Source organism: Streptomyces sp. 13-12-16 (assembly GCF_002114215.1).
Classification (GTDB): Bacteria; Actinomycetota; Actinomycetes; order Streptomycetales; family Streptomycetaceae; genus Streptomyces.
Genome location: NZ_NCTE01000521.1, coordinates 2484 through 15807, shown reverse-complemented (window position 1 = coordinate 15807; position 13324 = coordinate 2484). Strand labels below are relative to the sequence as shown.

Genomic DNA, 13324 nt, shown 5'->3' with positions numbered 1-13324 from the left:
CGCGGCGGACGCCCGCCCGGGACCGGGAAACGGCCGCTGCGCGGCAGGCCCCCGGGCGGAGGCCCCGGGGATCCCCGTGCCGCAGCGCGCGGATGGCCGTCGCGGTGACGGTGAGCGGACGCTCGGCCGTACCCTCGCGGCGGACCGCCCTCTCCTACATCCGGAAACCCGCGGGCCCCCGCACCGCGGCGGCGGCGAGTTCCTCGACCCGGGCGGCGGGCACGGGCACACCGGACGCCTGCTGGACCCAGGCCACGAATTCCCTGACGGTGAGGCCGGACGGCGGCTGTCCCACGTACGGGAGGGCGTACAACGGGGTGTTGGGTTCGCTGCGCCAGCTGTCGGCCAGTGCGCCGAGGTCCACCGCGTCGAAGCCGAGGGCGTCCAGCAGGTCGGCCACCTCCTTCTTGGCGTCCGGGTCGTCGCCGGAAAGCGGCAGCGCGGTGCGGTCGGGGGCTCCGGCCGGGCGGAACAGCTCCATCAGCTGCCTGGGGCCGATGTTGTGCAATGCCTTCACCACCCGGGCGTCCGCGAGGTGGCGCTGTACCAGTTCACTGGAGGTCAGCTCGTTGCTGTCGAGTTCCGGCATCTCGAAGTCGGAATGCGGCGCGTAGTTCATCGGGTCGATCACGGTCCTGCCGGCGAGCTCCGCCCGGGGCAGCCGCTCGTGGGCGGCCAGCGGCACGGCCGCGATGACCAGATCACCGGCGCTCGCCGCTTCGGCCGGGGTGGCCGCGCGGGCCCGCCGGCCGAGCTCCGCGACGGGACCGGCCAGGGTCTCGGGGCCGCGTGAGTTGCTCAGGACCACGTTCAGGCCGGCGTCGACGGCGCGGCGGGCGGTCCCGAGGCCGACCATGCCGGTGCCGATGACGCCGAGGGTTGTCGTGCTCACTCTGTTCTCCGTTCGCGTTTCCCCGCGTCGCGGCATCCAGCGGGCAGGACCCCTCCGGCGGGCTCGTACCCATCACAGCCGGAGCCACCTGTGCGAACAATGACCAGAAACGCTCGGCAGCAATCACATCGCGTGATAGATCGGGTAGATGGAGCTGAGAGCGCTGCAGTACTTCGTGACCGTCGCCGAGGAGCTGCACTTCGGGCGCGCGGCGCAGCGGCTGGGCATAGTGCAGCCGGCGGTGAGCCAGCAGATCGCCCGGCTCGAACGGGAGCTCGGCGTGCGCCTGCTCGACCGCACCTCACGCCGGGTGCGGCTCACCCCGGCCGGCGAACGAGTGCTCGCCGCGGCCCGTAAGACCCTCGCCGCGGCGGCCCGGGTGCGGGTGGTCGCCGGAGAACCGGCGGCCGTCCTGCGGATCGGGGTGGCGTCCTGCGTCACCGGACGGCTCGACCGGGCGGTGAGCCGCCTGAGCGACAGCGAACGCCCCGCCGAGCCGAAACTGGTCGACCTGCCGGTGACCGCGCGGCTCGACGCCGTCCGAAACGGCGAGCTGGACCTGGCACTGGTGCGGGGCGCGCTCACCTCCGCGGCGGTGAGGGTGGTGCGCGCCTGGTCCGAGCCGCTGCACGCAGTGCTCGCGCGTGAACACCCCGCCGCCCGCAGGCCCGCGGTCGGCCTGCACGACCTCGATCCGTACGGGCTGCGGCTCCCCGCCCGCGACAGTGACCCGCCGATGCACGACGCGATCCTCGCCGCCCTGCCCGTGGCCCCGCTGCGGCCGCCTGCCGGGGACATGCTCAGCGTGCTGTTCGAGGTGGGCCGGAACCCCGAGGGCTGGACGCTGGTGCCGGCCGAACAACTCGACGGGTCCCGCTCCGGGCGGTTGCTCCGGATGCCGCTCGACCCGCCGGTGACCGTCGACGGCCACGTGGTCACCTCACTGGCCACCCCGGAGCCGTGCGTGGCGTCGTACGTGGCCGCGTTCGCGGACTGAACCTCCGCCCCGGGCAAGTGCTTCCCGGGAAGGAACACCACGACCCGCCCCGCGCCCACGGCAACACGCCGAGCTTGTTCCACCGGACCCGGCCGACGGCGTCGGCGAGCCGGGGCGGGGTCACCGCGACCCGGCGGTGTCTCTCCCGGAAGCAACCCGCCGAGATCCCCCACGGCTGAACTCCGGCGCGGCGGCCGGCCGGGGATCGAGGCCGCGGCTGCTCGGCCTACGCGTCCCCGGCTTCCGCGAGAGCCTCGGGGACGGCACCGGCCGAGACCCCGACGCCGGCGGCGGGCTGCCTCCGGACCGTTCTCGGTCTCGCGGACGATGTCGCGGCGCCGGCCCTCCGGCAGGCGGCGTGCAACGGCTGTCCGGACGTCCGCGCTCAGCGCTGGTAGCGGGCCAGGACCAGGTTGCCGTCCTCCTCCAGCCGCTCGCGCAGCTCGTCGAGACCGATCGCGCCGCTGTAGTACTCCTGGAGCGCCGGGGTGGCCACCTTGTCCTTCCACTCGGGGTAGCCCCGTACGGTCTGCGCGGGGGCCGGGCGCAGATGGGCGGCGAGCGCGGTGCCGGTGGCCCAGCCGTGTTCGGCGGTGTGCAGGACGGGGTCGGCGAGGGCCTGGCGACCGGTGGGGAGCATCCAGTCGCCGAGGGCGAGGCGGACCATGTTCCGCGGCTGGAGCAGGAAGTCGAGGAAGGCGACGGCCTCCTTCTTGTACGGGCAGTCCTGGGCGACGGAGAGGGTCTGCGGACTGACGCCCTGGGTGAGCCCGCCGGTCCCGGCCGGGGCGGGCAGCACCTGCCAGTCGAAGCCCTCCGGCGCCTGCTGGACGATCTGCTGGCGGTAGGAGAAGCCGAGCGGCACCATCGCGTACTTGCCGGCGAAGAAACCGGGCAGGGTGTCGGAACCACCGCTGCCGAGCGTGGTGGGCGAGGCGCTGCGGTCGGTGTTCACCTGCTCGTGGACGGTGCGCGGGACGACCTCGTCGCCCTCCTCGAACCGCACGGTCACCTTGCCGTCGGCGCCCCGGTGGAAGAGCCGGCCACCCGCGGAGAGGGAGAGGTTGAGGGTGGCGGACACGGGCTCCTTGAGCGGCCAGGCGACGCCGTACTTCCCGTCGCCCGCGAGTCGGTCCGTCACCTGACGGAACTCGGCCCAGCTCCAGGGGTGTCCGGGGGTCGGGACGCGGACGCCGGACTCCCTCAGCCAGGTGGCGTTGGCGATGAGCACGCGCGGTTCCTGGAGGAAGGGGACGCCGTAGACGCCGCCGTCGAAGGTGACGGTCTCCCAGCCGCTGGGCGGGATGTCGGACCTCAGCCGCTCGGGCAGCAGGTCCGTCAGGTCGGCCAGGTAGCCGCCGTAGGCGAAGTCGGCCAGGTCGTCGGAGGCGTCGTGGACGATGTCGGGGGCCTCGCCGCCCTCGAAGGAGGTGAGGAGCTGGTCGTGGACGCTGTCCCAGCTTCCCTGGACGTACTCCACCCGGATGTCCGGGTGAGTGGCGTTCCACTCCTCGACCAGTTCCTTGTTGGCCTCGACCGACTCCTCCTGCCAGGCCAGGGACTGGAAGCGCAGGGTGACGCGGCCGTCGTCGCGGGTGCCGCCGGAGGAGCAGCCCGTAAGGAGCAGGACGACGGCGAGGGCCGCCACGAGGATTCTGGTCCGCATCAGCTCTTCACCGCCCCGGCGAGCATGCCGCCCGTGATCCGCCGCTGGATGATCGCGAAGACGACCAGGGAGGGCAGCGTCGCGAGGAACGCGGCGGCCGCCAGCGGGCCGAGGTCGGCGACTCCCTCGGCACCGATGAAGTGGGTGAGGACGACCGGCAGGGTCTGTTTCTCCGGGGTCTTGAGCAGGACGAGGGCGAAGAAGAACTCGTTCCACGCGGTGACGAAGGCGAACAGCGCGGTCGCCACGATCCCCGGCGCGAGCAGCGGCGCGGTCACCGACACCAGGGTCCGCAGCCGCCCGGCCCCGTCGACGGCCGCCGCCTCCTCCAGCTCGGCCGGCACGGCACGGACGTAGCCGGTGAGCATCCACAGCGCGAAGGGCAGCGCCCAGACCACGTAGACCAGCACCAGTCCGGGCACGGAGTCGATCAGCCGCAGGTTCTTCAGCACCAGGAACAGCGGGATGATCAGCAGGACGAACGGGAACGCCTGGCTGACCACCACCCAGCCCGTCGCGGCCCGGGCGAGCGCGGTGCGGTGACGGGCCATGACATACGCCATCGGGGTGGCGATGACGACGGCGAGGACGGCCGCAGCGAGCGCGGCGAGCAGGGAGTTGAGGGCGGCCCGCAGCAGGGGCTGTTCGTCGAAGGCCTGGCGGAAGTTGTCGAGGGTGGGTTCGCGCGGGATCCAGGTCGGGTGAAGACTGGCCAGTTCGGCCGGGGGCTTGAACGCGGTCGAGACCAGCCAGAGGAACGGGAAGGCGAGGAAGACGAGGTACGCGAGCAGCGCGGCGTACTGGCCGACGCGGGCGCCGGTGGAGGCCCTCACGCCGTGTCACCTCCCCGGAGCCGGCCGGCGAGGAAGACGGCCAGCGCGATCGAGATCGCGGCGACCATGACACAGCCCATCGCCGCCGCGTAGCCGAACTGTCCGTAGCGGAACGCCTCTTCGTAGGCGAAGAGCATGGGCAGCCGGGTGCGTCCGCCGGGGCCGCCGCTGGTCAGGACGTAGACCAGGGCGAAGGAGTTGAAGTTCCAGATCAGGTTGAGCGCCGTGACGGCGAGGGCGACGGGGCGGATGGCGGGCCAGGTGACCGTGCGGAAGCGGCGCCATGCTCCGGCGCCGTCGACGGCCGCCGCCTCGTGCAGCTCGCGCGGGGTGTTCTGGAGCCCGGCGAGCAGCGCGACCGTGGTCTGGGGCATTCCGGCCCACACGCCGACGACGATCACCGCGGGCAGGGCGGTGGCGAGCCCGCTGAGCCAGTCCCGGCCGTCGCCCAGACCGACGTCGCGCAGCGTCTCGTTGAGGAGGCCGGCGTCCGGGTTGTAGACGATCCGCCACATGATGCCGACGACCACCTCGGGCATGGCCCAGGGGACGATCGCCAGGGCGCGGGCGAGCCAGCGCAGCTTCAGGTCCTGGTGGAGCAGCAGGGCGAGGCCGAGCGCCAGCAGGAACTGCGGCACCGTCACGCCGACCGCCCAGACCAGGCCGATCCGGAACGACTCCCAGAACAGCGTGTCGTGCAGCAGGTCCTGGAAGTTGAGGGTGCCGATCCACCGGGTCGGCTCGGTGCGACCGGACTGGGCGTCGGTGAAGGCCAGCAGGATGCCGTAGAGCAGCGGGCCGACGCTGAGGACGAGGATCGGGATCAGTGCGGGCAGTACCAGGAACCACGGGCCGTGGTCGACGGCGCGGCCCCGGCCGGGCACGCGGGACGCCGGTCTCCTCACCTGGGTCACCGATGTCACGGAATCAGCCCCTTTGCGCGGCGCGGGTGGGCCAGGTCATGGTCGTGAAGGGGTCCTGCCTCGTCAAGGCACCGCGCACACCGCCGCCACCTGTGCGAATGCGACACTGGCCGACGGATGGCCGGATACCGGCGGTCGGACGGGACCGGCGGTCGGCCGTGGACGGACACGGAGGCGGACGGATGGACGAGGCACGGGCGCGGGACGTACTTGCGGCGGCGGGGATACTGCCCGGCGCGGCGGCGGACGCGCGGCTGCTCGCCCTCGGTGAGAACGCGGTGTTCGCCGCCGGCGACCTGGCCGTCAAGGTGGGCCGCGACGCCGAGCTGCTGGAGCGGGCCCGCCGGGAGCTGGCCGTCGCGGGGTGGCTGGCCGAGGAGGGCGTGCCGGCAGTGCGGGCGGCCGAGCCGGAGGCGCTGCTGGTCGACGGCCACCCGGTGACCGTGTGGCACCGGCTGCCGGAGGCGGTACGGCCCGCCGGCCCACAGGATCTGGCCGAACTGCTGCGGCTGGTCCACGCACTGCCCACTCCCCCGTTCGGGCTTCCGCCCCGCGAACTGCTGGGCGGCGTGGAGCGCTGGCTGCGGCTGGCGGGCGACGCCATCGACCCCGCGGACGCGGCGTATCTGCGCGATCGGCGTGACGGCTTCGCGTCGGCCGCGGCGGCACTGACGCCCCACCTTCCGCCGGGCCCCCTCCACGGGGACGCGCTGCCCCGCAATGTGCACATCGGGCCGGACGGGCCGGTCCTGGTCGACCTGGAGACCTTCTCGGCCGATCTGCGCGAGCACGACCTGGTGGTCATGGCCCTCTCCCACGACCGCTACGGGCTGCCGGACGAGGCGTACGCGTCCTTCACCGCCGCCTACGGCTGGGACGTGCGCTCCTGGGAGGGCTGCTCGGTGCTGCGCGGCGCGCGGGAGACCGCCAGCTGCGCCTGGGTCGCCCAGCACGCGCCGGGCAACCCCAAGGCGCTGGCCGAGTTCCGGCGTCGGGTGGCGTCGCTGCGCGACGGGGACGAGTCCGTGCGCTGGTATCCCTTCTGACGCTCCGGCCTGCGGGCCGCCCGGCGCGTCAGACCCGCTCGCCCGCCGGCTCCCGCAGAGGCCACGTGCCGTCGATCACCGCGGTGGCGTCGCCCTTGCGGCGCAGGAAGTCCTGGAAGTCCGCCGCCCACGCGGCGTACCACTCGATCTGGCGGCGGTGCAGCTCCGCCGGGTCGAGGGCCGCGACGGCGGGGTGGCGGCCGGCTATCGCACAGGCCAGCCGGGCCGCGGCGAGGGCGTCGGCGGTCGCGTCGTGCGCCGCGTCGAGGACGACGCCGTACTCCGCGCAGACCGCTTCGAGGTTGCGCTTGCCGCGCCGGTAGCGGTCGACGGAGCGGTCGATGGTGTACGGGTCGATGACCGGGCCGGGATCGGCGCCGCCCAGGCGGTCGCGCAGGGACGGCAGCCCGTACCGCCGCAGTTCGGCGGAGAGCAGGGACAGGTCGAAGGCGGCGTTGTAGGCGACGACCGGGACGCCCGCCCTCCAGTGGGCGGTGAGGGCGTCGGCGATGGCGTCGGCGACCCGGTCGGCGGGGCCGCCCTCGGCGGTCGCCCGTTCGTTGCTGATGCCGTGGACCGCCACCGCGTCCTCCGGGATCGGTACGCCCGGGTCGGCCAGCCACTCCCGGCTCTCCAGCGGCTCTCCCGCCCTGACCTCGATCACGGCTCCCGTGACGATCCGTGCCTCGCGCGGGTCGGTACCCGTCGTCTCCAGGTCGAAGCCGATCAGCAGCTCCCGGTGCCAGCCCATGGGCCGTCCCCCTTCTGTGTGGTGCGTTCCCCCAGTGGTTCCCACCTTCGCACGCACCACTGACAATCAGAGGATCGCGTTCCGCTTACCGGCTCCGACCCGGAGCGTTCACGACACCGGTCGCGAATCCGTCCACATCAGCTCGAATTCCTCGCGGTAGGTGGGGAACAGCCCGCCTTCCTCCGCTTCGCCCGGCTTGACCACTTTGGTGCCGTTGCGCAGGACCAGCACCGGTGCCTCCATGCCCCGGGCCCGGCGCAGATGGTTCTGCACGACCGCGATGCCGTCCGACCCGTCCCCGTCCACGAGGTAGGCGGTGCAGCGGGGCGTCTCGTCGTAGACCTGGATCTCGAAGGCGCCGGGGTCGCGCAGCCGGGAGCGGACCCGGCGCATGTGCAGGATGTTCATCTCGACGCTGCGGCCGAGCTCGCCGCGCTTGAGGCCGAGCTCGCGCTCGCGGCGCTTGACCGCGCTGGAGGCCGGGTTCAGGAACAGCAGCCGCACCCGGCAGCCGGACTCCGCCAGCCGCACCAGACGGCGTCCGGAGAAGTTCTGCACCAGCAGGTTGAGGCCGATGCCGAGGGCGTCGAGCCGGCGGGCCCCGCCGAAGATGTCCTCGGCCGGGAACTGGCGCAGCAGCCGCACCCGGTCCGGGTGGACGGCGACCACGTCGGCGTACCGGTCGCCGACCAGGTCCTCGACCGCGTCGACGGGCAGCCGGCGCGCGGACGGCACGTCGCCGCCGGCGCCGAGCATCTCGAGCAGCCGCGCGGAGGCCCGTTCGGCCTGGCCGAGGACCGCCTCGGACAGCGCGCGGTTGCGGGAGACGACGTTGCGGGTGACCTCCAGCTCGTCCAGGGCGAGTTCGACGTCCCGGCGGTCGTCGAAGTACGGCTCGAAGCAGGGCCAGTGCGCCACCATCAGCTCGCGCAGCTGCGGCAGCGTGAGGAAGGACAGGACGTTGTCGTCGGCCGGATCGAGCAGATAGCCCTTGCGGCGGCTGACCTCGCGCACCGCGACCGCGCGCTGCACCCACTCCTGTCCGGCGGGCCCGGCGGCGGCGACCACCCAGTCGTCGCCGTGCACGGGCTCGTAGACGGGCCGCAGCACGGCCGCCACGACCGCGCGCAGCCGCTGCTCGACGAGATTCAGCCAGATGTAGGCGCGGCCGGCCCGCTGGGCGCGGGTGCGCACCTCGCGCCAGGCGTCGGCACCCCAGTCCAGCTCCGGCCCGATCGAGCCCGCGTCCATCGGCCGTGCCAGGGACACCGCACCGGGCGGGACGTCCGTGGAACTGCTCCCCTCGTGACCCTCGCCACCAGGGGGCAGTTCCAGCCCTCCCGCGCCCACCCGCTTACCGCCTTCCGCTCCCCCGAGCACTCCCGTCCCGACGATCAAGGAGAGTACTCCGCCAGCGGCGCACGGTGCAGCCCGATGGACAGGGTCGTTTCCCAACTTCCCGCAATCACGGGACCGTTCCGCCCCGCGGGGCCCCGGGAGTGAGCTGATTCATAGCGGGAAGAGCGGTGGGCGCGGGTCATCGGACCCGGTGGACCTGGGTAGAAGGTGGTTCCCGTCCGTTCGGGGAGACACGGGAACACTCGGAGCCAAGGCGCCCCACCGGCGCCGTACACCTGAAAGAGTCGTATCCATGCAGGTCTGGCCTGGCGAGGCGTATCCGCTCGGTGCCACGTACGACGGCGCCGGAACGAACTTCGCGGTCTTCACGGAGGCCGCGGACCGAGTGGAGCTGTGTCTGCTGCACGACGACGGCTCCGAGACCGCGGTCGAACTGCGCGAGAGCGACGCGTTCGTGCGGCACGCGTACCTGCCCGGGGTCATGCCCGGGCAGCGGTACGGCTTCCGTGTGCACGGGCCGTACGCCCCCGAGCGGGGGCTGCGCTGCAATTCGGCGAAGCTGCTGCTCGACCCGTACGCGCGTGCGATCAGCGGGGAGATCGACTGGGGGGAGGAGGTGTACGGCTACCACTTCGACGACCGCGACCGGCGCAACGACCTCGACTCGGCGCCGCACACGATGACGTCGGTCGTGGTCAACCCGTACTTCGACTGGGGCGACGACCGGCGCCCCCGTACGGAGTACCACCACACGGTGATCTACGAGGCCCACGTCAAGGGCCTCACCATGCGCCACCCGGGGCTGCCGGAGGAGCTGCGCGGCACCTACGCGGCCCTCGCGCACCCGGCGGTGATCGAGCACCTGACCGAGCTGGGGGTGACGGCGCTGGAGCTGATGCCGGTGCACCAGTTCGTCAACGACCACCGCCTGGTGGACATGGGCCTGAACAACTACTGGGGCTACAACACGATCGGTTTCTTCGCACCGCACAACGCCTACGCGTCCTGGGGCGACCGGGGCCAGCAGGTGCTGGAGTTCAAGTCGGCGGTGAAGGCGCTGCACGAGGCCGGGATCGAGGTGATCCTCGACGTGGTCTACAACCACACCGCCGAGGGCAACCACCTGGGCCCCACGCTGTCCCTCAAGGGCCTCGACAACCCGTCGTACTACCGGCTGACCGACGACCCCCGGTACTACATGGACACGACGGGCACGGGGAACTCCCTGCTCATGCGGTCCCCGCACGTACTGCAGATGATCATGGACTCGCTGCGGTACTGGGTCACCGAGATGCACGTCGACGGGTTCCGCTTCGACCTGGCGGCGACCCTCGCGCGGCAGTTCCACGAGGTGGACCGGCTGTCGTCGTTCTTCGACCTGGTCCAGCAGGACCCGGTCGTCTCGCAGGTGAAGCTGATCGCCGAGCCGTGGGACGTGGGCGAGGGCGGCTACCAGGTGGGCAACTTCCCGCCGTTGTGGACCGAGTGGAACGGCAAGTACCGCGACACCGTGCGGGACCTGTGGCGGGGCGAGCCGCGCGCGCTCGCGGAGTTCGCCTCCCGGCTGACCGGCTCCTCCGACCTGTACCAGGACGACGGACGCCGTCCGCTGGCCTCGATCAACTTCGTCACCTGCCACGACGGCTTCACGCTGCACGACCTGGTGTCCTACAACGACAAGCACAACCAGGCCAACGGCGAGGACAACCGGGACGGCGAGAGCCACAACCGGTCCTGGAACTGCGGCGCCGAGGGTGAGACCGACGACCCGGACGTGCTGCGGCTGCGGGCGAGGCAGATGCGCAACTTCATCGCCACGCTGATGCTCTCCCAGGGCGTGCCGATGATCAGCCACGGCGACGAGGTGGCCCGCACCCAGCGCGGCAACAACAACGCCTACTGCCAGGACAACGAGCTGGCCTGGCTGGACTGGCCCGCGCCCGGCGAGGGGGAGGAGGGCGGGGAGGACCTGCGCCGGCGGCTGCTGGAGTTCACCCGCGCGATGGTGTGGCTGCGCAAGGACCACCCGGTGTTCCGGCGGCGCCGCTTCTTCCACGGCCGGCCGGTGGAGGGCACCCACGACGACCTCTCCGACATCGCCTGGTTCACTCCCGAGGGCGCGGAGATGACCCAGCGGGACTGGGACTCGGCGCGGGCGTCGGCGCTGACGGTGTTCCTCAACGGCAACGCGATCTCCGAGCCCGGTCAGCGCGGGGAGCGCATCACGGACGACTCGTTCCTGCTGATGTTCAACGCCTCGCCGAAACCGCTGGACTTCGTGGTGCCGGTCGACCACGGCCGGCAGTGGCAGGTGGTGGTCGACACCGCCCGCGCGGACGGCGTACCGCCGGGGACCGGCCCGAAGGTGACGGCCGGCACCCGGCTGACGCTGACCGACCGCAGCATGACGGTGCTGCAACGGCCGGCGTAGGGGGCGCGCGGCTCCTTCCCCTCCTCCGGAGGGGCTGGATTCCAGCCCCTCCGGTGTTTGAGGAGCGGGGTCCGGGGCGGAGCCCCGGGGTCGGGACGGGAAGGAGCGGCGGGGGCGGAAAAACACCCCGCTCGCACCCCGAACGGAGCAGCGATGGCACGAGAAGCGACTACGCGGGTACGTACGTTCCCATGACCCCTGAGCGACCTGACCCGGCGGTGCCCACGGCCACCTACCGGCTGCAGCTGCAACCCGGCTTCCCGTTCCGGGCGGCGGCGGACGCCGTCCCGTACGTGGCCTCGCTCGGCGTGTCCCATCTGCATCTGTCGCCCGTCCTGGAGGCCGTGCCCGGCTCGCAGCACGGCTACGACGTGGTGGACCACACGCGCGTGCGCGAGGAGCTGGGCGGCGAGGAGGGCCTGCGGGAGCTGGCGCGCACCGCGCGGGAGCACGGGCTCGGCCTGGTCGTGGACATCGTCCCGAACCACATGGCGATGTCCCCGCGCCACAACCCCGTCCTGTGGGAGGTGCTGCGCGACGGCCCCGCGTCGCGCCACGCGCGGTGGTTCGACATCGACTGGGAGGCGCAGGGCGGCCAGGTGCTGCTGCCGGTGCTCGGGGGGCCGCTCGGCCGGGAGGCCGGGCACCTGAAGACCGACGGCGACGTGCTGCGCTACTACGACCACGCGTTCCCGCTGCGCGAGGGGACGGCCGGGCTGCCGCTGCCGGAGCTGCTGGACGCGCAGTGGTACCGCCCCGTGTGGTGGCGCCTGGCGCGGACCGAGCTGAACTACCGGCGGTTCTTCAGCATCTCCGAGCTGATCGGGGTGCGGGTGGAGGATCCGGAGGTGTTCGAGGCCACGCACGCCAAGATCCTGGAGCTGCTCCGGGAGGGCGTGTTCGACGGGCTGCGCGTCGACCACCCCGACGGGCTGGCCGACCCCGACGGCTATCTGCGGCGGCTGCACGAGGCCACGGGCGGCCGCTGGACGGTGGTGGAGAAGATCCTCTCCGACGGGGAACCGCTGCCGGCCTCCTGGCCGGTCGCCGGCACCACCGGCTACGACGCCCTGCGGCACGTGGACGGGCTGTTCACGGACCCGGCGGGGTTCGGGGAGCTGCTCGGCCGGTACCGGCGGTTCGCGGCCCCGCAGACGGACCGGGGCGGCGACTGGGACGCCACGGTGCGGCGGGCCGCGTACAAGGTGCTCACGCACGAGCTGGCCGCCGAGGTGGACCGGCTGACCCGGGTGGCCGCCCGGCTGTGCGCGACCGCTCCGGAGACCGGGCTGCGCGACCGCGCGCCCTGGGCGTTGCGCACCGCCCTCCAGGAGCTGCTGGTACGACTGGAGGTGTACCGCCCCTACGCCTCCGTGGACGCGGCCGGTGTCGTCACCGAGGAGGCCGCCGCCGAGGCCCGGCTCGCCTTCGCCGTCCCCGAGGAGGCCGGGGCGGTGGACGTCGTACGGGACCTGGTGCTCGGGCGGTACGGGGACGGCGCGGAGTACGTGGAGTTCCGTACGCGGTTCGCGCAGACCGCGTCGGCGCTGCGGGCCAAGTCCGTGGAGGACACGGCGTTCTACCGCTATGTGCCGCTGCTGTCGGCGACGGAGGTGGGCGGGAACCCCGGCGACCCGGCGGTGTCCCCGGAGCGGTTCCACGCGTACTGCGCGCGCGTGCAGCGCGACTGGCCGTCGACGGGGACGGTCGTCTCGACGCACGACACCAAGCGCAGTGCCGATGTGCGGGCGGCGCTGCAGGTGCTCACCGAGTGCCCGGAGCGCTGGACGGACGTCCTGGCGGAGGTCACCCGCGCGGGCGAGGGCGTGCCGGACGCGCAGCTGGCGTGGGCGGCCTGGCAGACGGTGTTCGGGCTCGGCCCGGCGCAGGAGGAGCGGGTGCGGGGGGCGCTGCTGAAGCATGTGCGGGAGGCGGGCCTGTACACGAGCTGGACGGAGCAGGAGCCGCCGTACGAGGAGGCGGTGGCGCGGTTCACGGCGGCGGGGCCGTGCGGGGTGCCGGGCGAGCGGGTGGCGGCGTTCCGCGCCTCGCTGGAGGAGCACATCCGGGCGAACGTACTGGGTACGGCGCTGGTGCAGCTGACGATGCCGGGGGTGCCCGACCTCTACCAGGGCACGGAGCACGAGTACCGGGCGCTGGTCGACCCGGACAACCGGCGGCCCGTCCGGTTCGCGGCCGACGGGGGCGACGGGAGCGGCAAGGCGGCGGTGACGCGGGCGGCGCTGCGGCTGCGGGCGCGGCGGCCGGACGTCTTCGGTGACACGGCCTCCTACGAACCGCTGTCCGCCGAGGGGCCCGCGGCGGCGCACTGCCTGGCCTTCACGCGCTCCGGCGAGGTGCTCACCGCCGTGACCCGGCTGTCGCTCCGGCTGGCGGAGGCGGGCGGCTGGCGCGACACCCTCCTG

The 13324-nt window shown here is 73.1% G+C and carries 10 protein-coding genes; 4 read left to right on the top strand and 6 right to left on the bottom strand.

Annotated features, from left to right (window positions below):
* Positions 1–154: 154 nt before the first annotated feature.
* A complete protein-coding gene (locus tag B7767_RS21055) occupies positions 155–928 on the bottom strand; it encodes an NADPH-dependent F420 reductase (protein ID WP_085573563.1) in 774 nt (257 codons plus the stop codon).
* A 112-nt stretch (positions 929–1040) separates the two neighbouring features.
* On the opposite strand from B7767_RS21055, the gene B7767_RS21050 reads away from it, so the two are divergent.
* A complete protein-coding gene (locus tag B7767_RS21050) occupies positions 1041–1889 on the top strand; it encodes a LysR family transcriptional regulator (RefSeq protein ID WP_085573562.1) in 849 nt (282 codons plus the stop codon).
* 385 nt (positions 1890–2274) lie between these two features.
* Here B7767_RS21050 and B7767_RS21045 read toward each other — a convergent pair whose 3' ends face one another.
* The 3 genes from B7767_RS21045 to B7767_RS21035 are packed head-to-tail and all read right to left on the bottom strand — an operon-like array spanning position 2275 to position 5311.
* Positions 2275–3555, bottom strand: a complete 1281-nt coding sequence (locus B7767_RS21045) for an ABC transporter substrate-binding protein (RefSeq protein WP_085573561.1) — start codon at positions 3553–3555, stop codon at positions 2275–2277.
* Complete coding sequence (locus B7767_RS21040) at positions 3555–4388, bottom strand: carbohydrate ABC transporter permease (protein WP_085573560.1); 834 nt, start codon at positions 4386–4388, stop codon at positions 3555–3557. The genes B7767_RS21045 and B7767_RS21040 overlap by 1 nt, the downstream gene beginning before the upstream one ends.
* A complete protein-coding gene (locus B7767_RS21035; RefSeq protein WP_085573559.1) occupies positions 4385–5311 on the bottom strand; it encodes a carbohydrate ABC transporter permease in 927 nt (308 codons plus the stop codon). Before B7767_RS21035 ends, B7767_RS21040 begins: the two co-directional genes overlap by 4 nt.
* Before the next feature lie 182 nt (positions 5312–5493).
* Between B7767_RS21035 and B7767_RS21030 the strand changes: the two genes are divergently transcribed.
* On the top strand, positions 5494–6357 hold the full coding sequence (locus B7767_RS21030; RefSeq protein WP_085573558.1) for an aminoglycoside phosphotransferase family protein: 864 nt from the start codon (positions 5494–5496) through the stop codon (positions 6355–6357).
* Positions 6358–6385: 28 nt separating this feature from the next.
* On the opposite strand, the gene B7767_RS21025 is transcribed toward B7767_RS21030, so the two are convergent.
* Positions 6386–7108, bottom strand: a complete 723-nt coding sequence (locus B7767_RS21025; protein ID WP_085573557.1) for a 3'-5' exonuclease — start codon at positions 7106–7108, stop codon at positions 6386–6388.
* Between the two features lie 108 nt (positions 7109–7216).
* Entirely contained in the window at positions 7217–8488 is a 1272-nt protein-coding gene (locus tag B7767_RS21020) for an SAV2148 family HEPN domain-containing protein (RefSeq protein ID WP_179167224.1), read from the bottom strand.
* A 271-nt stretch (positions 8489–8759) separates the two neighbouring features.
* Between B7767_RS21020 and glgX the strand changes: the two genes are divergently transcribed.
* Positions 8760–10898 carry a glycogen debranching protein GlgX gene (gene glgX / locus B7767_RS21015; RefSeq protein WP_085573555.1) on the top strand — a complete coding sequence of 713 codons (2139 nt, stop codon included), beginning with the start codon at positions 8760–8762 and terminating at the stop codon, positions 10896–10898.
* A gap of 191 nt (positions 10899–11089) precedes the next feature.
* The coding region (gene treY / locus B7767_RS21010) for a malto-oligosyltrehalose synthase (RefSeq protein ID WP_085573554.1) at positions 11090–13324 on the top strand (2235 nt) is incomplete at its 3' end.